General features: G+C 62.6%; 20 protein-coding genes. 9 read left to right on the forward strand and 11 right to left on the reverse strand.

Annotated elements, in window-relative coordinates; genetic code table 11:
- Positions 1-54 precede the first annotated feature (54 nt).
- Genes AYX22_RS13710 through AYX22_RS13720 form a run of 3 tightly spaced genes read right to left on the reverse strand, consistent with a single transcriptional unit; the run spans position 55 to position 2,533 of the window.
- Positions 55-483 carry an HIT family protein gene (locus AYX22_RS13710; RefSeq protein ID WP_207593922.1) on the reverse strand — a complete coding sequence of 143 codons (429 nt, stop codon included), beginning with the start codon at positions 481-483 and terminating at the stop codon, positions 55-57.
- Positions 480-1,628, reverse strand: a complete 1,149-nt coding sequence (locus AYX22_RS13715) for an NAD(P)-dependent alcohol dehydrogenase (RefSeq protein ID WP_242703336.1) — start codon at positions 1,626-1,628, stop codon at positions 480-482. Before AYX22_RS13715 ends, AYX22_RS13710 begins: the two co-directional genes overlap by 4 nt.
- Positions 1,625-2,533, reverse strand: a complete 909-nt coding sequence (locus tag AYX22_RS13720; protein ID WP_207593923.1) for a sulfurtransferase — start codon at positions 2,531-2,533, stop codon at positions 1,625-1,627. The genes AYX22_RS13715 and AYX22_RS13720 overlap by 4 nt, the downstream gene beginning before the upstream one ends.
- Before the next feature lie 71 nt (positions 2,534-2,604).
- Here AYX22_RS13720 and AYX22_RS13725 point away from each other — a divergent pair, with 71 nt between their 5' ends.
- Positions 2,605-3,687, forward strand: coding sequence for a PLP-dependent cysteine synthase family protein (locus AYX22_RS13725; protein WP_207593924.1), 1,083 nt, complete (start codon positions 2,605-2,607; stop codon positions 3,685-3,687).
- Here the strand turns inward: AYX22_RS13725 and AYX22_RS13730 are convergent.
- Positions 3,684-4,337, reverse strand: coding sequence for an MBL fold metallo-hydrolase (locus AYX22_RS13730; RefSeq protein WP_207593925.1), 654 nt, complete (start codon positions 4,335-4,337; stop codon positions 3,684-3,686). The two genes, AYX22_RS13725 and AYX22_RS13730, sit on opposite strands and share 4 nt — an antisense overlap.
- Before the next feature lie 94 nt (positions 4,338-4,431).
- Between AYX22_RS13730 and AYX22_RS13735 the strand changes: the two genes are divergently transcribed.
- Entirely contained in the window at positions 4,432-4,899 is a 468-nt protein-coding gene (locus tag AYX22_RS13735; protein WP_207593926.1) for a Fur family transcriptional regulator, read from the forward strand.
- On the opposite strand, the gene AYX22_RS13740 is transcribed toward AYX22_RS13735, so the two are convergent.
- From AYX22_RS13740 to AYX22_RS13760, 5 genes are all read right to left on the reverse strand, one after another.
- Positions 4,896-5,786, reverse strand: a complete 891-nt coding sequence (locus AYX22_RS13740) for a metal ABC transporter permease (RefSeq protein WP_207593927.1) — start codon at positions 5,784-5,786, stop codon at positions 4,896-4,898. The genes AYX22_RS13735 and AYX22_RS13740 overlap by 4 nt on opposite strands.
- A complete protein-coding gene (locus AYX22_RS13745; RefSeq protein WP_207593928.1) occupies positions 5,787-6,620 on the reverse strand; it encodes a metal ABC transporter ATP-binding protein in 834 nt (277 codons plus the stop codon).
- A 136-nt stretch (positions 6,621-6,756) separates the two neighbouring features.
- Positions 6,757-7,758, reverse strand: coding sequence for a zinc ABC transporter substrate-binding protein (locus tag AYX22_RS13750; RefSeq protein WP_207593929.1), 1,002 nt, complete (start codon positions 7,756-7,758; stop codon positions 6,757-6,759).
- A gap of 106 nt (positions 7,759-7,864) precedes the next feature.
- Positions 7,865-8,935, reverse strand: coding sequence for a hemolysin family protein (locus AYX22_RS13755; RefSeq protein ID WP_089595567.1), 1,071 nt, complete (start codon positions 8,933-8,935; stop codon positions 7,865-7,867).
- Positions 8,932-10,284: a hemolysin family protein gene (locus AYX22_RS13760; protein ID WP_207593930.1), complete on the reverse strand. Its 1,353-nt coding sequence runs from the start codon at positions 10,282-10,284 to the stop codon at positions 8,932-8,934. The genes AYX22_RS13755 and AYX22_RS13760 overlap by 4 nt, the downstream gene beginning before the upstream one ends.
- 489 nt (positions 10,285-10,773) lie before the next feature.
- Here AYX22_RS13760 and AYX22_RS13765 point away from each other — a divergent pair, with 489 nt between their 5' ends.
- The 4 genes from AYX22_RS13765 to AYX22_RS13780 all read left to right on the forward strand — a co-directional run bounded on the left by AYX22_RS13765 (position 10,774) and on the right by AYX22_RS13780 (position 16,857).
- On the forward strand, positions 10,774-14,571 hold the full coding sequence (locus AYX22_RS13765; protein WP_207593931.1) for a multifunctional oxoglutarate decarboxylase/oxoglutarate dehydrogenase thiamine pyrophosphate-binding subunit/dihydrolipoyllysine-residue succinyltransferase subunit: 3,798 nt from the start codon (positions 10,774-10,776) through the stop codon (positions 14,569-14,571).
- A 139-nt stretch (positions 14,572-14,710) separates the two neighbouring features.
- Positions 14,711-15,310, forward strand: coding sequence for a GDSL-type esterase/lipase family protein (locus tag AYX22_RS13770; RefSeq protein ID WP_207593932.1), 600 nt, complete (start codon positions 14,711-14,713; stop codon positions 15,308-15,310).
- 84 nt (positions 15,311-15,394) lie between these two features.
- Positions 15,395-16,243, forward strand: a complete 849-nt coding sequence (locus AYX22_RS13775; protein ID WP_207593933.1) for a DUF4097 family beta strand repeat-containing protein — start codon at positions 15,395-15,397, stop codon at positions 16,241-16,243.
- Complete coding sequence (locus AYX22_RS13780) at positions 16,243-16,857, forward strand: PadR family transcriptional regulator (protein ID WP_207593934.1); 615 nt, start codon at positions 16,243-16,245, stop codon at positions 16,855-16,857. Before AYX22_RS13775 ends, AYX22_RS13780 begins: the two co-directional genes overlap by 1 nt.
- 275 nt (positions 16,858-17,132) lie before the next feature.
- On the opposite strand, the gene rsrA is transcribed toward AYX22_RS13780, so the two are convergent.
- Together rsrA and AYX22_RS13790 are read right to left on the reverse strand one after the other, a co-directional pair.
- Positions 17,133-17,393: a mycothiol system anti-sigma-R factor gene (rsrA, locus tag AYX22_RS13785; RefSeq protein WP_159707456.1), complete on the reverse strand. Its 261-nt coding sequence runs from the start codon at positions 17,391-17,393 to the stop codon at positions 17,133-17,135.
- A complete protein-coding gene (locus tag AYX22_RS13790; RefSeq protein ID WP_269768455.1) occupies positions 17,390-18,094 on the reverse strand; it encodes a sigma-70 family RNA polymerase sigma factor in 705 nt (234 codons plus the stop codon). Before AYX22_RS13790 ends, rsrA begins: the two co-directional genes overlap by 4 nt.
- A 271-nt stretch (positions 18,095-18,365) precedes the next feature.
- On the opposite strand from AYX22_RS13790, the gene AYX22_RS13795 reads away from it, so the two are divergent.
- Genes AYX22_RS13795 through AYX22_RS13805 form a run of 3 tightly spaced genes read left to right on the forward strand, consistent with a single transcriptional unit; the run spans position 18,366 to position 21,376 of the window.
- Positions 18,366-18,881, forward strand: coding sequence for a DoxX family membrane protein (locus AYX22_RS13795; protein ID WP_207593935.1), 516 nt, complete (start codon positions 18,366-18,368; stop codon positions 18,879-18,881).
- Positions 18,882-18,887: 6 nt separating this feature from the next.
- Positions 18,888-20,258 carry a 3-phosphoshikimate 1-carboxyvinyltransferase gene (gene aroA / locus AYX22_RS13800; RefSeq protein ID WP_207593936.1) on the forward strand — a complete coding sequence of 457 codons (1,371 nt, stop codon included), beginning with the start codon at positions 18,888-18,890 and terminating at the stop codon, positions 20,256-20,258.
- 2 nt (positions 20,259-20,260) lie between these two features.
- Positions 20,261-21,376, forward strand: a complete 1,116-nt coding sequence (locus AYX22_RS13805; RefSeq protein WP_207593937.1) for a ribosome small subunit-dependent GTPase A — start codon at positions 20,261-20,263, stop codon at positions 21,374-21,376.
- The last annotated feature ends 48 nt before the right edge of the window (positions 21,377-21,424 follow it).

Genomic DNA, 21,424 nt, shown 5'->3' on the forward strand with positions numbered 1-21,424 from the left:
TCAAAAACCCGGCGGCGCTGATTCAGCACCGCCGGGTTAACTTTATCGAAGGTCTCAGTCCTGCGGGACGGCATCCCCATGCCCGGCCGAACGCAAGGCAGCACGAAGCCTCACGGCCGTGGCATCCATTGTGGCGGGATCCGGATTGTGGTCCACGTTGTGGATCTCGAAGTCTGCAGTGGAATAAGCCGGCCACACGTGGACATGCAAGTGGTCCACCTCGAAGCCTTCCATCAGAACGCCTACTCTTTTGGCGTCAAACAGGTCCTCCTGGACCTTCCCGATGCTTTGCGCAACATCCATGACCTTGGCCAGCAGCTCGGGACGCGCGTGGGTCCATGAATCAACTTCTTCACGCGGCACTACCAGCGTGTGCCCTTGCGTCAGCGGTGCAATAGTCAGGAAAGCCACCACTTCGGCGTCCTTCCAGACGAAGCGGCCCGGAATCTCCCCGTTGATGATCTTGGTGAACAGTGTGCTCATGCGTCTGCCCTTTCGGATGGGTCCTGGAGTGTTGAGGTGTCCAGCACGAAACGGTACTTCACATCACCGGCCACCATGCGGTCGTAGGCCTCGTTCAGCTGGTCGGCCCGTACCATTTCGATGTCGCTGGCAACACCGTGTTCCGCACAGAAGTCCAGCATTTCCTGAGTTTCCTCGATGCCGCCAATCAACGAGCCTGCATAGGCGAGCCGGCGACGGATGAGCAGTCCGGGGCTGACCGGCGGCATCTCATCCGCGGGAAGGCCCAGCTGGAAGAGCGCCCCGTCCAGGCGAAGCGTGCGGAAGTAGGGGTTGAGATCGTGCGGTGCAGCAACAGTGTCAATAATGACGTCGATGCTCCTGTTGGCCGCTTCCATGGCATCGGCATCCTTGGACAGGACCACGTGGTCGGCGCCCAGCTCCCGGGCAGCGTCAAACTTGGATTCAGAGGTGGTAAAAACTGTCACTTCCGCCCCCATGGCCTTGGCGATCTTCACGGCCATATGTCCCAGGCCACCCAAGCCCACCACGCCCACGGCGTCGCCTTCTTCTACATCGAAATACCGCAGCGGAGAGTACGTGGTGATCCCGGCACACAGCAAGGGGGCTGCCGCTGCCGGATCAAGGGCTTCGGGAACACGCACCACGAAGCGACGGTCCACCACTACCGACGTCGAGTAGCCGCCTTGGGTGATGGCGTCACCGTGCCGGGGGTCTGCGGCCCCATATGTACCGATGTTGCCCCGCTCGCAGTATTGCTCCAGGCCGTCAAGGCAGCTCTCGCATTCACGGCAGGAGTCCACCAGACAGCCGACGCCGACGTAGTCGCCCGGCGTGAATTCCTTCACGGCGGAGCCCACGCGGGTTACCCGGCCAACAATTTCATGGCCTGGAACCAGTGGGTATGGAGGAACCCGCCATTCTCCGCGCGTCGCATGGACGTCGGAGTGGCACAGTCCGCAAAACTCAATCGCGATCTCTACGTCATCTGCGGTGGGTGCCCTCCTCGCAAGGGTCAGGGGCACCAAGCCGCTGTCCGGGGACGTGGCACCGTACGCAGCAGCCAGGGTGGTGCTTCCGGTGTCACCGGTGTCCAGGGTGATGGGTTTGGCAAGGGGCGGGGGAACGGGGCGTCCTGGAGTCATGCTCCGACGCTACTCCCGGCAGCTGTGCTTCTGCCACTCGGCCCCACGCCGTCCCCGGAGCCTTCCTTCCACGGCTCACTGCCCACGGCCACCGGGTTGCCGGGGTTGTTGGACCACTGCGAGAAGGATCCCGGGTACAGGGCGGCTTTGTATCCGGCGATGTGCAGTGCCGCGATTTCATGGCTCGCTGTGACGCCGGATCCGCAATAGACCGCCACAGGGGACGAGCCATCCACACCCAATTCTTCGAAACGACGGCGGAGCTCTTGGGCCGGCAGGAATGTTCCGTCGGGTGCGAGGTTCCCTGTGGTGGGGGCGCTCACGGCGCCGGGGATGTGCCCTGCCCGCGGATCAATCGGCTCTACTTCGCCCCGGTAGCGCTCCCCCGCCCGGGCATCGAGCAGGACTCTGCCCTGGTGCCACTGCGCGGCTTCGGCTTCGTTGATGACCGGCAGGCGTCCTTCGCCGAGGGAAACACTTCCGGCCACGGGCCTTGCCTCACCTGTCTCCTCCGGGTGACCGCCGGCGCGCCAGGCGGCGAGGCCGCCGTCGAGCAGGTAGACAGATTCCAAGCCCGCATTTCGCAGCATCCACCAAACGCGGGCCGCGGCCATGCTTCCGCTGTTGTCGTAAGCAACCACGGTATCGCCGTCGTTGATGCCCCATTGCCGCGCGGCATCCTGGAACCGTTCGGTCGATGGCAACGGATGCCGGCCACGGCCTGGCTGCGCATGGTCGGCAAGCTCTGTGGGGAGGTCCACGAACACGGCGCCGGGCAGGTGCCCGGCCAGGTACTCGCTGTGCCCGTCCGTCCGGCCGAGCACCCAGCGGACATCCAGAAGCACGGTCCGCTCCCCTGAATCGAGGCGATTGCGCAGTTCGGGGGGACTTATCAGCGTGGACATCTTTTCTCCTTCATTCCTGCGGCACGGGCTCCGTTGCTGCCGGCGCCCGATTTCCAGCCTAGGCTTATCCGGTGAGCAATTCGTGCATTCAGGACAGGGCATGGGCCAGCGAGGCCATCCGCAAAATCGAGGCCGAGAACAACCGATCAGCGGACACGCACCTTTATGCAGTCCCCCTCCCGGACCATTGGGGCGTCCAGCTGTACCTGAAGGACGAATCAACGCACCGCTCCGGCAGCCTCAAGCACCGTCTTGCCCGGTCCTTGTTCCTCTACGGATTGGTCAACGGCTGGATCACCGAGGGCACCACCATTGTTGAGGCCTCGAGCGGCAGCACGGCAGTCTCCGAGGCCTATTTTGCCCGGCTCATCGGACTGCCTTTCATCGCGGTGATGACAAAAACCACCAGCCCGGAAAAGATCGCCCTCATCGAGGAATTCGGCGGTGCGTGCCTGCTGGTGGACCACGCCTCCGAGGTGTACGCGGTGGCCGAAGAGACCGCGAAAACCTCCGGCGGCTACTACATGGACCAATTCACGCACGCAGAACGCGCCACGGACTGGCGCGGCAACAACAACATCGCCGAGTCGATTTTCGAGCAACTCGCGCTTGAGGAACACCCCGTCCCGGAGTGGATCGTCGTGGGAGCGGGCACCGGCGGTACCAGCGCCACCATAGGCCGCTATCTTCGGTACAACCGCTACTCCACCCGCCTCGCCGTGGTGGACCCGGAAAACTCGGCCTTCTACCCCGCATGGCGCGACGGAGACGCCGCCACGGCAACGGGCCAGCCATCCAGGATCGAAGGCATTGGCCGGCCACGATCCGAGCCGAGTTTCGTGCCCGCGGTTATCGACCACATGATCCAAGTGCCGGACGCCGCCTCGGTGGCAGCCATGCGCCACCTCCGGAAACTCACGGGCCTGCATGCCGGTCCCTCCACGGGGACCAACCTGTGGGGCGTGTGGCAGTTGGTGGCCGGGATGGTCGCCGAGGGCAGACGGGGCAGCATCGTGTCGCTGATGTGTGACGGCGGGGACCGCTACGCGGGCAGCTACTACGACGCCGGATGGCTTGCGGCGAAGGGACTGGACCCCGCACCGCACGAGGCAGTACTGGAGCGGTTCCACCGCACAGGGGTGTGGACCGGCTAGACCTCTACAGAGTCGCGTGGGGCAAGACGCCGGTAGCTGGTCCCGTAGCGGGCACCGATACGGGTCACGTGGCCTTCAACAATGCCCCGCCCCAGTTCGTTAAGCAGGGCGTCGTGCACCGGGAACGCCCGGGGAGCACGGACTGAGATGACAAAATCGACAACCTCCCCCACCTTGGACCATGGAGCATGGATGGGCACCAGGAGGGTCTTGACGTCAATTCCTTCAGGGACCACGAAAGAGTCGCCAGGGTGAAACACGTTGTCATCGATCAGGTACCCGATGTTGGCCACCACCGGGATCTGGGCGTGGATCACTGCATGCTGGCCGCCGAACGTGCGCACGCTAAACCCTGCGGCGTCGAAACCGGAGTTCGGCTCAGCCGTGTGGACGCGGACTGCGACGTCGGATTCCTCACGCAGGGCTGCGGCAACCCCGGCTGGAGCATGGACCTCAAGCCCTGCGTTGCTCCGGAGCGCGGACACCAGGGCGGGCCGGTCAAAATGGTCATTGTGCTCGTGCGTAATAAGGACGGCGTGGGCGCCGGTCAACGCTTCCCCGGACTCGGAGAAGGTCCCGGGATCGATGACTAGAACGTTCCCGTCCTTCTCCAACCGGACACAGGCGTGGGTGTATTTGGTGAGCAACATGACCAAAGCCTAGGACCACCGGCTGAGAGTTTCCAAGCCTGCCCTGCTGGTAAAATTGGGGTTTGCCAGCATCCCCAGGGAAGTGAGTCCTTCAATGCCACACGGCACCAATTCCGCCACGACCGGCCCCTCGGCGCCGGCCACCAGCGGCGTCAAGGAGCAGCGCGTTACCAAGCAGCGCTTGGCCGTCAGCGCCGCACTGGACGAATTGGATGACTTCGTCAGCACCCAGGAGCTGTACCGCCTGCTGCAAAACAAGGGCATTTCAGTGTCCCTGGCCACCGCATACCGCATCCTTCAGTCGTTGGCCGACGACGGACTCATTGATGTCCTCCGCAACGGTGAAGGCGAAGCGGTTTACCGACGCTGCAACGTCACCGGCCACCACCACCACCTGCTGTGCCGCAACTGCGGCAAGGCAGTTGAAGTGGAGGCACCCGCCGTCGAGACCTGGGCAGCACGGACGGCTGCGGAACATGGCTTTACTGAAGTGGCCCACACCGTGGAAATCTTCGGCCTGTGCCCTGAGTGCACTGCCAAGAAGGCAGCCGGGACTCTCTAGAGGGCGCCTGCCGGCTGGTCCCGCGACACCCGTCCGTTGAGGCCCCTGTTGGCCCTGACCCGTCCGATCACCCTGCACACCACGTAGATCAGGAACGACAGCGTGGTGACGTACGGGCTGATGGGAATCCGGCTGCCGAGTGCCAGCAGGATTCCGCCAACGGTAGCCGTCATCGCGAAAACCACGCTCAGCACTACCACCAACTTCGGTGAGGTGGTCACCCGAAGCGCAGCTGCTGCCGGCGTAATCAGCAACGCAAGGACCAGCAGAGCGCCAACGATCTGGATGGACAGCGCCACACTGACACCCAGCAGCACCATGAACCCAATGGCCAGGCCGCGAACCGGAACCCCCCTGGCTTCCGCCATTTCGGGGTCTACGCTGGCAAAGCTCAGCGGCCGCCAGATTGCCGCCAAGGCGATCATCACCACCACTGCAGTTCCTGCAAGAACCTGCAGCTGCACGGTGTCCACGGAAACAATCTGACCGGTCAGCAGTCCGAACTTGTTGGCCGCGCGGCCCTCATAGAGGGCCAGGAACAGGATGCCCAGCCCCAGGCCGAACGGCATGATGACACCGATGATCGAGTTCTTGTCCCGCGCCCGGACGCCCATGAAGCCCAGCAGCACAGCGGCCGCCACTGAGCCGACCAAGGAGCCAAAGATGATGTCCGCACCGATCAGCAAGGCAAACGCAGCTCCGGCGAAGGACAGTTCCGAAATGCCGTGGACAGCGAAAGCCAAGTCCCGCTTCATCACGAACGTGCCCACCAACCCGCCCAACAGACCCAGTACGGCTCCAGCCCAAATGGAGTTCTGGACGAGGACCAGCAACTCGCCGTAGTTCTCGAAGTTGAAAATGGTCTGCAGAATCGTGTCGAGGTCCATCTAGAACTCCTCCCCGGCGGTTGCATGGGCATCGTCATGGAAGTGCGTGGTTGCGTCAGGGAGACCGACGACGACGATCCTTCCGTTGGCGTGGATGACCTCCACATGGCTGTTGTACAGCTCCGAAAGGACTTCCGTGGTCATGACTTCCTGGGGCGTTCCCACACGGAACTGGCCGCCGGCAAGGTAGAGGACCCGGTCAACATAGTCGATCACCGGGTTGATCTCGTGGGTCACGAAAACCACTGCACTGTTCCGCTCGTGGCATTGCTTGTTGATCAGCGAGCTGACGCCCTGCTGGTGGTGCAGATCCAGGGAGAGGAGAGGCTCGTCGCACAGCAGCACCTGCGGCTCCGTGGCCAGTGCTTGTGCCACTCTGAGCCGTTGCTGCTCGCCCCCGGAGAGTTGCCCCACTGGCACCTTCGCATAGTCGGAAGCCCCCACCAGCTCGAGTAATTCATCTATCCTCGGGTTGACCTTACCGGCCGAGAACCGCATGCCCCACCTGTGCCCGTCGATTCCCAAGCCCACCAGGTCCCGTGCGCGCAGGGGTGTGTCTGGAGCAAACGACTTTTGCTGCGGGATGTAGCCGATCCGCTTGCTGCCTCGTTCCACCGGATGGCCGCCCAGGGAGACAGTCCCTGAATGCAGTTCCTGCAGCCCAAGGAGAACCTTCAGGAAGCTGGTCTTGCCGCTGCCGTTGGGACCCAGCACAGCGAAGAACTCGCCGGGATTGATGTCGAGGTCGAGATCCCGCCAGAGCGCCCTCTTGCCGAACTGAAGGCTCGCTCCACGGAGGCTCACTACCGGTGTCAAAAGTTGTCCTCGATCCATGCGTCGCTGGGAACGCAGTCAGTGGTGCCGCTGGTATTGGCGGCCGTGCTGGTGGCAGGCAAAAGGCCCCGCAGCCATCCTGAATATCTTAGGACGTTGGCAGGGCCCTTCACCGCATAGCGGGTGTCGGGAAATGCTACTTCTTGAGTGCGGAGGAGACCGATTCCACGTTGTCGGACATCCACTGGAGGTAATCCTTGCCATCGGGCAGCGTCTCGGTGAAGTTCACCACTGGCACGCCCGCAGCTTCCGCGGCCCGCTTGACGGATTCAGTCTGCGGTCCTTCGGTCTGCTCGTTGTACGCCAGGAACCGCACGGATTTGGCAGAGACCAGGTCCGTGGTTTCCTTCAATACCGCGGCCGGGACATCTGTTTCCTCTTCAATGGCAGCGCTGTAAGCCTCCGGGGTCTTGTTTTCCAGGCCGGCAGCTTCAAGGAGGTACAGGGGCACGGGCTCGGTGACAGCTACCGGCGCATGGTCGTTTGCGGCCTTGACGGCGTCGAGTTTTCCGGTGAGGTCGGCGAGTTTGGTTTTGAAGGCTTCGGCATTGGCTGTGAAGGTCGCGGCCGATCCCGCATCCAGGATGCCGAGCTTGGCAGCAACTGCATCGGCGAGCTTGCCCATGGTGTCCAAGCTGTACCAGACGTGCTCATTGAACTCGCCGTGGTTGTGGGTGTGGCCTTCTTCACTGTGGGATTCCCCGCTGTGGGCTTCTTCTTCCGGGGCGAGCCCGGAGATTTCCACGGCGCTGATCATGTTTTCATGGCCGACTTTGGTCTCATCAGCAATTTTGTGGAGGAACTCGTCATAGCCTCCGCCGTTCTCCACCACGAGCTTGGCCTTGGAAATGACCAGCTTGTCCTGGGCACTTGCCTCATAGGAGTGCGGGTCCTGGCTGGTCTTGGTGATGATGGCGTTCACGTTGACTTTGTCCCCGCCAATGGCCTTCACGACATCCCCATAGACATTCGTCGAGGTGACTACTTCAATGGCACTTGGCGACGATGAATCGCTTGCCCCTGCTGTCCCCGCGCAGGAAGAAAGAAACAGGGCGGCAAGGGCTGCGGAAGCAGCCATGGACAGGCGGGCGGCGGAACGACGCACGAGAACCTCGGATCTACTCAAAATGAGAATCAAACACAATTACTGGCAGATTCAAGTGTAACTCTAAATGGAAATGATTCCTATTTAGAGCCAGCCGGCGCCGATCGGGGTGCGATCGGCGCCGGCCTTTTCCGTGATGCTACTTGACCTGTTGATCTCCATAGCGGCGGATACCGGTCGCCTGGGTGGCGTCGCGGATCTCACCAACCAACTGTTCAATGACGTCCTCCAGGAAGAGGACGCCCTGGGTCTCTCCGTCGGCGCCGATGACACGGGCCAGGTGCGATCCCGTCCGCTGCATGACGGACATGGCCTGCTCGATTTCGTCGTCCGGCGCAAGGTTTGCAAAGGAACGGATGCGCCCCTCGGCGATGGGATGCCGCCGGCCCTCGTCCGGGATGGACAGGATGTCCTTCACGTGCAGGTATCCGGCGAGTTCGCCGTCGTCGTCCACCATGGGGAAACGGGAGAATCCCGTGCGGCTGACCGCCTTTTCCAGGTCCACCGGAGTAGAGGCAGTCTTAAGCACCACCAATTTGTCCAAGGGAACCATGATGTGCGAAGCCGTATGCTCCGAGAACTCCAGTGCACCGCTCAACAAGCCAGTTTCGTCGTCCACCAAACCATGGCGTGTGGACTCCTGGACGATCGACTGCACTTCCTCCAGGGTGAACGAGGAGGACACCTCGTCCTTAGGCTCAATCTTCATCAGCCGCAGGATGTGGTTGGCCAGCCAGTTCAGGGTCCAGATGATGGGGTTCACCAGGCGTGCAATGAACATCAACGGCGGGGCCAACAACAGTGCCGCCTTGTCGGCTACGGAAACCGAGATGTTCTTCGGAACCATCTCGCCGAAAGTGACATGCAGGAACGTGACGAACAGCAAGGCGATCGCAAAGGCGATGATGTCCGCCAGTTCAACCGGAACGCCCACCAGCTCAAGGGGCTCGGCCAACAAGTGGTGGATGGCCGGTTCGGCAACCTGAAGGATCAACAGGGAACAGACGGTGATGCCCAGTTGTGCACAGGCAAGCATCAACGACACGTTTTCCATGGCGCGCAGTGTTGTCTGCGCGCGCTTTGATCCGGCTTCGGCCAAGGGCTCGATCTGGCTGCGGCGTGCAGACATGACGGCAAACTCGGCACCGACGAAGAAGGCGTTGCCGATCAGGAGAACAACGAGCCAGACAATTCCTACCCAGTCGCTCATACGGCCCCCGCTTCATGACGCGGATTCTCTGCGCTCTCCGGAGTGGACTCATCCGACTCCACATGATGGAAACAGATCCGGTCTATCCTTCGGCCATCCATCCTGGTCACCGTGAGCGTCCCGCCCCCCGTGTCCACGACGTCTCCCGTCCTGGCAATACGACCAAGCTGGCTCATGACATAGCCGCCCACAGTCTCATACGCGGACTCGTCGGGCACTGTGAGGTTGGGTATCTGCTCGGAAACCTCATCCGGCCGCAAGAGCCCCGGGAAGTACCAGTCGCCGGACGCGCTCTGCAGCACTCCGGGGCGGACCTTATCGTGCTCGTCAGCGACCTCACCGACGATCTCTTCCACCAGGTCTTCCAGGGTGGTGATTCCTGCGGTTCCGCCGTACTCGTCCAGTACGACGGCCAACTGCAGGTTACCCTCGCGCAATTCGGACAGCAGTGCATCCAGGTGGATGGTTTCGGGAACCTGCAGGACATCGGTCATGATCGCACCGGCCTCAAGCTTGGCCCGGCGCTCTGCCGGGACAGCCACGGCTTTCTTGACGTGCACCACGCCGCGGATATCGTCCGTGGAATCACCAATAACAGGGAAACGTGAATATCCGGTGCGCCGTGCGGCGTCGAGGATGTCGGACACAGGCTGGTCGGCGTCGATGGTTTCCATGCGGATGCGCGGTGTCATGACATCTGCCGCCGTACGCCCGGAGAAGTTCAGGGTGCGGGCAACAAAGTTGGCGGTCCCGGCGTCCAAAGTCCCCAGCTCAGCGGAGCGCCTCACCAAGGAGGCCAGCTCTGCGGGGGTCCTTGCCCCGGAGATCTCTTCCTTGGCCTCAAGGCCGAACAGATTCAGCACCTTGTTCGAGAACCCGTTAAGAACCACGATGGCCGGCTTGAAAACGGCCGTGAACATCAGCTGCGGGCGGGCAAGGCGCTTACCCAAAGGGAACGCAAGGGCGATGGCCATGTTCTTGGGAACCAGTTCGCCGATCAGCATCGACAAGAGGGTGGCGACAGCCATCGCCAGGATCAAGGCCACTGAATGCGCTGCCTCCGGACCAAGCCCCAGGGACGCAAGCGGACCCCCAAGAAGTTGCCCCAAGGACGGTTCCATGACGAAGCCGGTCAGCAGCGTGGTCAGGGTAATCCCGAGCTGGCAACTGGAAAGCTGCGTGGACAGCGATTTGAGGCACTTCAGCAGCGGCGCAGCACCATGATCGCCGTTATCAACCGCACGCTGAACGCTGGCTTGGTCCAACGCAACCAAGGAAAACTCAACTGCTACAAAGAAGCCGGTACCCAGGATCAAGGCAAAGCCGGCGAGGAGAAGAATCCATTCCACTTAGCGCATCACTCCATGAGTGGGCGCGTGCAGTGGGGAGGGCGCCTTCAGCGGGGGGATTCGCCCCGGCGGAGGCTGGTCGGGTCCCACGGACGCATGGTCCGGAGAACCACCGGCTGTGGGCGCCGGCGCGTGATGGGCATGTGAACGGGTATTGCCGGCTCGACGGGCACGCTGTGCGGAGTTGCCAGATTGGCTCCCCCGACAGTTCCCAGGCCGGCACCTAGATTTACTGTCCATAAGACTTTCAGTCTACAGTCCAGCCGCCGGGCACCTCCAACAGCAGGCCTGGCTCCGCGACAAAAAAGAAGTGTCACCCTACTAAGTCAGCCGCAACATGATTTAGGTCACCACTATTGGCAGTTAACCAACGATCCTAACTAGACTGTCAGGGGTCTGAGTTCGCGGGACCCGGACCCTGTCCCATCGTTGCGGAAAAGCAACTTTGGCCAGCGGGAAAACAACACTCATGGAAGAGGCGTATTTCAAGTGCCAGAGCAGCCCAGCCACCGTCTACCAGAGGAATTTGGCGGAAACGAGTGGCTCGTTGACGAACTGTACGAGCGGTACCAACAGGACAAGAACTCGGTCGACACCAAGTGGTGGCCGCTCTTTGAATCCTTTGCTTCTGCTGACGGCACTTCTTCCAACGGAAACTCCGCAGCTCCTTCAGCTGCCAATCCACCCACCCAAGTACTTCCCGTGGTAGCCCCGGCTGCAGCGGCTCCGGCACCGGCGCCGGCCGCTCCTGCCGCTGCCGCGGAACCGGCTGCACCGGCGGCACCCGCCCCGGCGAAAAAAGCACCGGCCACCGTTGCCCGGGACGGAGCAAAGAAGCCCGCAGCCGGAACCACGGCACAGCCCATTCCTGCACAGCTGCCCAAGAGCACCAAGGCGCCTACGGCACCTGAGGAAGATGTCGTTTCCGTCCTCCGGGGTCCGGCCAAGGCCATCGCCACCAACATGGTGACAAGCCTTGAAGTACCTACCGCCACGAGTGTCCGCGCAGTTCCCGCCAAGCTGCTCATTGACAACCGGGTGGTCATCAACTCCAACCTTGCCCGTGCCCGCGGTGGCAAGGTCTCCTTTACGCATCTCATCGGCTACGCCGTTGTCCGGGCGTTGTCCCAGTTCCCGTCGATGAACGTCTACTACGACGAAATCGACGGCAAGCCCAGTGCTGTGCAGCCCGCACACGTCAACTTCGGCATCGCCATTGACATGCCCAAGCCCGATGGCACCCGCCTCCTGATGGTTCCCAACATCAAGAAGGCCGAGACCATGGACTTCGCTGAGTTCTGGCACACCTATGAGGACCTGATCAAGCGCGCCCGTAACGGCAAGCTGACGGCAGACGACCACGCCGGCACCACGGTCTCCTTGACCAACCCCGGTGGCATCGGCACCGTGCACTCCGTGCCACGCCTCTCCAAGGGCCAGGCCGCCATCATCGGCGTCGGTGCCCTTGACTACCCCGCGGAGTTCCAGGGCGCCAGCGAGAAGATCATCGCCCAGAACGCCATCAGCAAGATCCTCACGCTGACGTCCACCTATGACCACCGTGTCATCCAGGGCGCCGGCAGCGGCGAGTTCCTCAAGCTTGTCCACCAGCTCCTGCTCGGTGCGCAGAACTTCTATGACGAGATCTTTGAAGCCCTGCGTATTCCCTACGAACCCGTCCGCTGGAGCCCGGACCTCCAGGTGGATCCTGCCGACGAGATCAACAAGGTTGCCCGCATCCAGCAGCTGATCCACTCCTACCGCGTCCGCGGTCACCTGATGGCGGACACCGATCCCCTGGAGTACGTCCAGCGCAAGCACCCGGACCTTGACGTCCTCACCTACGGCCTCACCCTGTGGGACCTGGACCGCGAATGGCCCACCGGCGGGTTCGGCGGCAAGCCGCAGCTCAAGTTCCGCGACATCCTCGGGGTCCTGCGTGACGCCTACTGCCGCACCACGGGCATCGAGTACATGCACATCCAGGAACCTGCAGAACGCAAGTGGTTCCAGGACCAGCTGGAGCACCCCTACTCCAAGCCGAGCCGTGAAGAGCAGCTGCGCATCGTTTCCAAGCTCAACGCAGCAGAAGCTTTCGAAACGTTCCTGCAGACCAAGTTCGTTGGTCAGAAGCGCTTCTCCCTGGAGGGTGGCGAGTCGCTGATTCCGTTGCTCGACGCCGTGATCTCGGACGCTGCCGACGACGGCCTGGACGAGGTTGCCATCGGCATGGCCCACCGCGGCCGCCTCAACGTGCTGACCAACATCGCCGGCAAGACCTACGCACAGGTCTTCCGCGAATTCGAAGGCACCCAGGACCCCCGCTCCGTGCAGGGCTCCGGTGACGTCAAGTACCACCTCGGTACGGAAGGCACCTTCACCTCGGACAACGGCAAGCAGACCAAGGTCTACCTCGCCGCCAACCCGTCCCACCTCGAAGCTGTGGACTCCGTCCTCGAAGGCATTGTCCGCGCCAAGCAGGACAGGCTGGATCAGGGCGAGTCGTTCCCCGTCCTGCCCATCATGGTCCACGGTGACGCCGCATTCGCCGGCCAGGGTGTTGTGGCTGAAACCCTCAACCTCTCGCAGCTGCGTGGTTACCGCACCGGCGGCACCATCCACGTGATCGTCAACAACCAGGTTGGCTTCACCACGGCGCCGTCGTCATCGCGCTCGTCCACGTACTCCACGGACGTTGCCAAGATGATCCAGGCACCGGTCTTCCACGTGAACGGCGACGACCCCGAGGCCGTGGTGCGTGTTGCCCAACTGGCCTACGAGTTCCGTCAGCGTTTCCACAAGGACGTTGTCATCGACATGGTCTGCTACCGCCGTCGCGGCCACAACGAGGGCGACGACCCCTCGATGACGCAGCCGCTCATGTACAACCTGATCGAAGCCAAGCGCTCCGTCCGCAAGCTGTACACCGAGTCGCTCATCGGCCGTGGTGATATCACCGAGGAAGAAGCAGAGCAGTTGCTCCGCGACTACCAGGAGCGCCTGGAGCGTGTCTTCGCTGAGACACACGCAGCGCAGACCTCGCCGATTCCGATCATCACGGCGGATTCCGCAGCTGTCTCGGACATCGAGCGTCCCATCGCCCAGCAGGCCGACTTCGGGACCAACTCCCCGGCGTCCACCGCCATTTCCGCTGAGACCCTTGCCCGCATCGGCAAGGCCCACCTGGAAATTCCGGATGGCTTCACGGTCCACTCCAAGCTGAAGCAGCTGCTGGAGAAGCGTGAGCAGATGTCCCGTGAGGGCGGCATCGACTGGGGCTTCGGCGAGATCGCGGCCTTTGGCTCGCTGATCATGGAGGGCGTGCCGGTCCGGTTGGCCGGACAGGACTCCCGCCGCGGTACGTTCGTGCAGCGTCACGCCGTCTTCCACGACCGCGCCAACGGCAACGAGTGGCTGCCGCTGGGCAACCTTTCCGATGACCAGGCCAAGCTGTGGATCTACGACTCCCTGCTGTCCGAATACGCAGCCATGGGCTTCGAATACGGCTACTCGGTGGAGCGCCCTGATGCCCTGGTCCTGTGGGAAGCGCAGTTCGGTGACTTCGTCAACGGCGCCCAGACCATCATTGACGAGTTCATTTCCTCGGCTGAACAGAAGTGGGGCCAGCGCTCATCGCTGGTGCTCATGCTTCCGCATGGATATGAAGGCCAGGGTCCGGACCACTCCTCTGCACGCATTGAGCGTTTCCTGCAGATGTGCGCCGAGGACAACATGATCGTGGCCAACCCCACCACCGCTGCCTCGCACTTCCACCTGTTGCGTCGCCAGGCCTACAGCCGTCCGCGCAAGCCGTTGATCATCTTCACGCCGAAGCAGCTGCTCCGCCTCAAGGGCGCCGCATCCGCCGTCGAAGACTTCACAACGGGTGGCTTCAGGCCGGTCATTGCCGATCCCGAGGTTCAGCCGGCCAACGTGGACCGCGTCATCCTGGTCTCGGGCCGGTTGTACTACGACCTCCTGTCCAACCGGCAGAAGTCCGGCGATACCTCCACTGCCATCATCCGCGTTGAGCAGCTTTACCCGCTGCCCAAGGCTGAGATTGACGCAGAATTGGCCAAGTACCCGAACGCCGACATCGTTTGGGCACAGGACGAACCTGCCAACCAGGGTCCGTGGCCGTTCATGGGCCTGAACCTGGCACCGGACCTGGACCGCAAGCTCCGCTTGGTCTCGCGTCCGGCCTCGGCCTCCACGGCTGCCGGTTCCATGAAGCGCCACGCCGCTGAGCAGGATGCCCTGATCAAGCAGGCGTTCGAACGCAAGTAAAGCGAAACTGCCCGGTCTGAGGAGTGAATGCGCCCCTCAGGCCGGGCAGTTCTGTTTAATGGGACAGGTATCCGGTTCCGGAACCGGCCGATGATCCGGCAAACCGTGCAAGGACCGTAACGAGTGTGAAGAGGTAACCGTGGAAGACAGGAAGCTGCGTATCGCAGCTGTAGGAGATGAACTGCTCGCGGGCCTGGGGGATCCCCGCGCCTTGGGCTGGCTCGGACGAGTGCTGGCCCGAACGCCCCAGGACGCCGTCGTAGTGGAGAGTTTCCCGCTCCCCTGCCCCATGGAAGGCACTGAGGGCTTGGCCGCCCGGTGGCAGGATGAAGCCGGAAGGCGCTTCAGCGACACCCACGAGAACCGCCTGGTGATCGGACTTTCGGGCCGCGACCTCGAGTTCGGCCTGTCCACGGCGCGCAGTCGATTGAACCTGGCCAACATCCTCGACGGAGCCTCGCACAGCAGCGTGGAGGTCTTCGTGGTGGGACCCCCGCCTACGCTGGACCCGGCACGAAACAAACGGCTCGCGGAACTCAACACAGCTTTCGCCGATGTCACCACGCGGCGCAACCACCACTACGTTGACACGTTCTCTCCCTTGCTCAATCATGAGCAGTGGAGGACGGACCTTGCAGCCAATGGGGGAACACCGGGCCAGGCCGGCTACGGATTGATTGCGTGGCTCGTCCTGCACCGCGGCTGGTTCCAATGGCTTAACATCGCTCAACCGGAGTAGCCACGACAGCAGACCATTGCCTCCAGGCTATTCGCGATATATCGTGATTTTATCAAACGCGATATATCGCAATTTGGAGGGATTATGTCTGAGGAACTATGGACCGTCACCGGCCCTCAAACCATTGATGTGGACGATGTCCGCTCTCTGAAACTGGGAATCGTCAAGGGCCGCTTTGACGTTATGACCCACGACCAGCCTTCTGTCCGCGTTGAAATCAGCGAAATCACCGGCGACCCCCTCACGGTAACGCTCGTGGACGGCCGTTTGGAAGTCCGTCACCAACTGCAAGGGCCGCAAGGGTGGTTTCGCAACCTGATGGGCACCGTCAACAACACCAGTACCAACTCAGTGGTTGTCGGCATCGCCCTTCCGCCCGGTGTGGATGTCGAGGCGGGAACGGTCAGCGGCGACGGACTGGTGTCCGGAATCAGCGGACGGACACGCCTGAACACCGTCTCAGGCTCCGTTATGGCAGATGGAACCAGCGGCGAGTTGCACGTGAACACCGTCAGCGGCGAGGTCATCGTCAGGAACCACGACGGCGTCCTGACCGCCAAGAGCGTCTCAGGCGAAGTGACCGCTTCGGGCAAGTTCAAGAACGTCCGGGCCAGCACTGTCAGCGGTGACCTCAGCTTCGATCTCCAGGACTATACCAACGACCTCGGGGCGAACTCCGTCTCCGGCGACCTGACCATCAGGCTTCCCTACGACGTCGGCCTGGACATTGTGGCCAAGTCAGCCAGCGGAACCGTAGTGATCGACGACCAGATGTATGCCCAACCCGGCAGCAACGTGCACACGATTGTAGGCCCGGACGAAAAGCTCATGCTGGTGCGCACCAACACGGTCTCCGGCAAGACCTACATCATGCACGGGTCAGCACCGGCACAGGACAACAACCACCCGATCCCCGGGGAAGCGGGCCTCTGATGCCTCCCGTCTTTGCACACGGAGCCCTGCGCCTGTACCTGTTGGCGTTGCTCGAAGCAGGCCCCAAGCACGGCTATGAATTGATCAAGGCCTTAGGCGACCGGTTTGGCGGGACGTACTCCCCCAGCGCAGGGACCATCTATCCGCGCCTGGGCAAGCTGGAGGAAGAGGGCTTGGTAGCCACCGAGACCGAGGGCCGCCGCACCAAATACTTCATCACCGACGCGGGCCTCGCCGAACTTGATGGCCGCAGGGACGAGTTGGCCGACGTCGAAAACACCATTTCCGCCTCCGTCAGGCGGCTCGCCGACAACTTGCGCGAAGATATCCGCACCAATATGCGGGGCCTGCGGGCGGACCTTGCGGCCACTGCTGAAGCGGCCCGCACCACCGCAACCTCAGCACCTTTCCGGAGCCGGCCCGGCGGCTACACCCCTGAGGGCCAGCGCCTGGTGAAGGAAGCCGAGCTCATGGTCCAGTCGTTCAGGGACGATATCCGGGTGGAGCTGCGCCTGCACGGTGCCTCACAACCGCTGACGCCTTTGGCACTGGAAACAGTGCGTACGGTACTGGACCAGGCGCGCATCTCGATCAGGAACTCGCTGCGCAATTGACGTGGAGTTGGCTTCTTCCGGCGCAACAACGTTCCCGGTTCGCGACCCGGCACCCGGATGTGCGAAACTGGAGGGCAGCTCTATTGAGTATCAATCATTGAAGGAGGCCAGCTATGAGCAAGCGTGCACGTAAGCGTCGTGACCGTAAGCGCGGCGGCGCGAACCACGGCAAGCGTCCCAACACCTAAGCCAGCGGCTTAGTGTCACAGGCTTAAGAGCGAGGGCCCCGGAAACCATGCGGTTTCCGGGGCCCTTGGCGTTTGCGTCCCCTGGGATCAGGCTTCTACCGGCTTGATGGAGTGAATCCTGTCCAGAATCGAGTTCTTAAGGTTCTCCGGGGCTGACTCGGTGCACGACCGTTTGACCATGGTACGGATGAGGCACTCGAGGTCATACTGCTCGGAGCACTCCTCACAGGTGTCCAGGTGCTGCTTGATCTCAGTGAGGTCCTCGCGGGTCAACGCGCCGTCGAGGTATTCGTAGATCCGCTGCATTCGCGTATCGTCGCAATCGCCCAATCCCTGGCAGTCGCTCATTTCTCTTTCTCCTGATTGTTGCTTCCGGCCGCGGCCTGGTCTTCGGTGTGGGCCCTGAAGCCCCGTTCGGTGGCGTAGTCCGCCAGCATGTCCCGCAGCATCTTCCTGCCGCGGTGCAACCGTGACATGACCGTGCCGATGGGAGTGTTCATAATTTCAGATATCTGCTTGTACGCGTAGCCCTCGACGTCCGCGAAGTAAACAGCCAGCCGGAATTCCTCCGGGATGGATTGCAATGCGTTCTTGACGTCGGAGTCCGGCAAGTGGTCCAGCGCCTCAGTTTCCGCAGACCTCAACCCCGCAGAAGTATGCGACTCAGCCTTGGCCAACTGCCAGTCCTCGATCGTGTCCGAGTTGGACTGCAGCGGCTCACGCTGCCGCTTCCGGTAGAGGTTGATATAGGTGTTGGTCAGGATGCGGTACAGCCACGCTTTGAGGTTGGTCCCTGGCTTGTACTGGTGGAAAGCCGAAAATGCCTTGGTATAGGCCTCCTGAACCAGATCCTCCGCATCCGAAGGGTTTCGTGCCATCCTCATGGCTGCCGAATACAACTGGTCCACATACTGCATGGCGTCGCGCTCGAAACGCGCACGCCGCTGCTCGGGAGTCTCCGAAGCGACATCGACGTCGGGTGCGGCCACTGCGTCTTCCGCGCCGGCCGCCTGGTACATGGCCGCTGCGGCCGGTTCCGTGGTGCTCATCGTTGCCAAGTCTACTGTCAGCCGCGGGGAATCCGGCTGTGTGCCGTACCCGCGCTCCGGTAGAACCACACGGTCCTTAACCAAAGTCAAAAAATCAACTCCGTTCACCAAGGCGGCAACACCGTGCCGCAGTCCGGTCTCCACCGCACCACTAGTTCACAACGGCCGCCGGTGGGTAAATATTCCGCAAAGGTGCAAGACTAGAGCAGACTGCACCCCTTGAACACAAGACCCATTGACATAGTGTGGCAAGCCATCCAGGAGGCAAGACATGTCTGTTATCCGTTTTCTCGCGCGGCCCATGCTCGCGTCCAGCTTCGTCGTCGCAGGCCTTGACAAGCTCAGGAACGCAGACGATACCGCCAAGCAGCTCTCGCCCGTCCTTCGACGGGCCTCGGAATCGCTGCCCTTCAAAGCCGATGAGAAGACCCTCGCGCGCGTCCTTGGAGGCGCCCAGTTGGGGGCCGGCGCATTGCTCGGGCTTGGGAAGCTCACCCGTTTTGCCGCAACGGTGCTGGCTGTCACATCGGCGTTGAACTCCTACGTCGAATGGCGATCAGCGGATATCAGCACCAAGGAAGGGCGGAGCGCACGCAAGGCCCAGTTGCTGAAGAATATTTCCCTGACAGGCGGGGTCCTTCTTGCCTCGGTTGATACCGAGGGACGCCCCAGCATTGCCTGGCGCGCGGAGCACTTGGCTGCCGACGCCAAAAAGGTGACGGGCAAGCAGATCAAGCGGGCAGACAAAGCAGTACGCAAGGCCGTAGACAACGCAGTTGGAGCATAAGGAAGCATGACGGGGACCACCGCCGCAAATACCGGACCAAGCAAAGCCGCTGCGCTGCCTCTCTGGCCGGCGCCCTACGCCAAAGGGCCCGTGGATGCCACGGTGACGGTACCTGGTTCAAAGTCGTTGACCAACCGGTTCCTGGTGTTGGCGGCTTTGGCGGATGGTCCCTCACGGCTGCGGGCTCCGCTGCATTCCCGTGATTCCGCACTCATGATCCAGGCTTTGCGGCAGTTGGGGGCCACGGTCACGGAGGTTCCCGGCGACGGCGACTACGGCCCTGACCTTGAGATCACCCCGATGGATCCCGCCGCCCCAAGCGCCGGGACAGCCATTGACTGCGGCCTCGCCGGCACGGTCATGCGGTTCGTACCTCCGCTGGCGGCCCTGCGCAAGGGAACTACCGTCTTCGACGGCGACCCCCACGCCCGCAACAGGCCGATGGGCACCATCATCGAGGCGTTGACCGCCCTCGGCGTTTCCGTGGCAGCCGAAGGCGGCAGGACGCCGTCGGCCCTTCCCTTCATGGTGGACGGCACCGGCGAAGTCCGGGGCGGCCACTTAGTGATCGATGCCAGCGCGTCATCGCAGTTTGTGTCCGCCCTGCTGTTGGTCGGCGCCCGTTTTACCGATGGCCTCCACTTGGAGCACGTCGGCAAGCCTGTACCCAGCCTGGACCACATCACCATGACCGTGGAGGTCCTCCGCAGCGTGGGCGTCACCGTGGATGACTCCGTACCCAACCACTGGCGGGTCTCCCCCGGGCCCATCCACGCCTTTGACCAAAGGATCGAGCAGGACCTTTCCAACGCCGGCCCCTTCCTGGCCGCAGCCTTGGCAACACAGGGCACAGTACGGGTCACCAATTGGCCGGCCGGCACCACCCAGGTTGGCGATATGTGGCGGACCATCCTGGCCACCATGGGAGCCAGCGTCACCATGGAGGACGGAACCCTCTCCGTGACCGGCGGACCGGTCATCAAGGGCGCCGACTTCGACGAAACCAGCGAACTCGCGCCCACCGTTGCCGCCTTGTGCGCTCTGGCTGCCGGCCCCTCGCGGTTGACGGGGATTGCCCATCTCCGTGGCCATGAAACGGACCGGCTTGCGGCACTCGTTGCTGAAATCAACTCCCTGGGCGGTGACGCCGAAGAGACCGCCGATGGCCTCATCATCCGCCCCGCGGCTCTGCACGCCGGAGTGGTCCACAGCTATGCCGACCACCGCATGGCCACTGCCGGCGCCATCCTGGGCCTCGCCGTGGAAGGCGTCCAAGTGGAAGACATCGCCACCACGTCCAAGACCATGCCGGAGTTCCCGGAAATGTGGGCCCGAATGGTGGGGACCATCTCCAGCACGGATGGGGCACAAAACTGACCATGGGCCGCGATGCACGCTCCTGGGACGAATCCGACGTCCGGATTCGACCCAACAAAAAAGGGTCCAGGCCACGGACCAAGGACAGGCCCAGCCATGACGACGCCGTCATCGGGCGGATCATCACCGTTGACCGCGGACGGTACAGGGCGATTGTGGACGAGGATTCCGCGAACGCACGCGTCGTCATCGCTGCGCGCGCCCGCGAACTGCGGCGTAACCCGGTAGTACCCGGGGACTTCGTCGCTTTAGTGGGGGACGTCTCCGGTTCGCCGGACACGCTGGCGCGGCTGGTCCGGGTGGAAGAACGACAAACCCTCCTGCGACGCAGCGCGGACGACACCGACCCCATCGAACGCGTCGTGGTGGCCAACGCCCACCAGTTGGTCATTGTTGTTGCAGCCGCCAACCCTGAACCGCGCACCGGATTCATCGACCGCGCCTTGGTGGCAGCCTACGACGCCGGCATTGAGCCGTTGCTGCTCATCACCAAGGCGGACGTCAAGGATCCGGCAGAATTGCTTGCCAACTACCTCAGCCTGGACTTCCCCGTCATCATCAGCCGCACGGCGGACTCCGAAGCAGGCGGCATCGACGCCCGCTCCGATGACGGCCTGTCCGCACGGTTGGACCGCGACGCCGTAGCCCAGTTGCGCTCCCACCTCGGCGGCAAGGTCACCGTGATGCTCGGCCACTCGGGCGTGGGCAAGTCCACCATGGTCAATGCGCTGACAGGGGCGGAGAGGGCCACCGGCGGCGTTAACGCCGTGACAGGCCGGGGCCGTCATACGTCCTCCTCCGCTTTGGCCCTGAAACTCGCCGACGCCCCGGCCGGCAGTTGGATCATCGATACCCCGGGCATCCGGTCCTTTGGCTTGGCCCATGTGGACCCTGACCGGATTCTGCATTCCTTCCCGGATCTTGAACCCGGAACTGAAGCCTGTGAGCGGGGATGCAAGCACGACGCCACGGCCATCAACTGCGGACTGGATCCGTGGGTTAACAACGGCCATGCAGGACCTTCAGGAGCAGCGCGGTTGGCCTCGTTGCGGCGGTTGCTCGGTGCCGACCCCCGGATGGAAGCAAAAGAGACCAAGGAACTGGGCACCGTCAACTGATCGTTGCGGCTTCACGTCCCCGCTGCAGCGAACGTTTCAGGATAGTTT

Source organism: Arthrobacter sp. D5-1 (genome assembly GCF_017357425.1).
In the GTDB taxonomy this organism is placed as follows: Bacteria; Actinomycetota; Actinomycetes; order Actinomycetales; family Micrococcaceae; genus Arthrobacter.

Bases quoted from the DNA above. Each gene is read 5' to 3' on its own strand.
- AYX22_RS13710 (WP_207593922.1), bottom strand. From the start codon at position 483: ATGAGCACACTGTTCACCAAGATCATCAACGGGGAGATTCCGGGCCGC.
- AYX22_RS13715 (WP_242703336.1), bottom strand. From the start codon at position 1,628: ATGACTCCAGGACGCCCCGTTCCCCCGCCCCTTGCCAAACCCATCACC.
- AYX22_RS13720 (WP_207593923.1), bottom strand. From the start codon at position 2,533: ATGTCCACGCTGATAAGTCCCCCCGAACTGCGCAATCGCCTCGATTCA.
- AYX22_RS13730 (WP_207593925.1), bottom strand. From the start codon at position 4,337: ATGTTGCTCACCAAATACACCCACGCCTGTGTCCGGTTGGAGAAGGAC.
- AYX22_RS13735 (WP_207593926.1), top strand. From the start codon at position 4,432: ATGCCACACGGCACCAATTCCGCCACGACCGGCCCCTCGGCGCCGGCC.
- AYX22_RS13740 (WP_207593927.1), bottom strand. From the start codon at position 5,786: ATGGACCTCGACACGATTCTGCAGACCATTTTCAACTTCGAGAACTAC.
- AYX22_RS13745 (WP_207593928.1), bottom strand. From the start codon at position 6,620: ATGGATCGAGGACAACTTTTGACACCGGTAGTGAGCCTCCGTGGAGCG.
- AYX22_RS13755 (WP_089595567.1), bottom strand. From the start codon at position 8,935: ATGAGCGACTGGGTAGGAATTGTCTGGCTCGTTGTTCTCCTGATCGGC.
- AYX22_RS13775 (WP_207593933.1), top strand. From the start codon at position 15,395: ATGTCTGAGGAACTATGGACCGTCACCGGCCCTCAAACCATTGATGTG.
- AYX22_RS13780 (WP_207593934.1), top strand. From the start codon at position 16,243: ATGCCTCCCGTCTTTGCACACGGAGCCCTGCGCCTGTACCTGTTGGCG.
- rsrA (WP_159707456.1), bottom strand. From the start codon at position 17,393: ATGAGCGACTGCCAGGGATTGGGCGATTGCGACGATACGCGAATGCAG.
- AYX22_RS13790 (WP_269768455.1), bottom strand. From the start codon at position 18,094: ATGAGCACCACGGAACCGGCCGCAGCGGCCATGTACCAGGCGGCCGGC.
- AYX22_RS13795 (WP_207593935.1), top strand. From the start codon at position 18,366: ATGTCTGTTATCCGTTTTCTCGCGCGGCCCATGCTCGCGTCCAGCTTC.
- aroA (WP_207593936.1), top strand. From the start codon at position 18,888: ATGACGGGGACCACCGCCGCAAATACCGGACCAAGCAAAGCCGCTGCG.
- AYX22_RS13805 (WP_207593937.1), top strand. From the start codon at position 20,261: ATGGGCCGCGATGCACGCTCCTGGGACGAATCCGACGTCCGGATTCGA.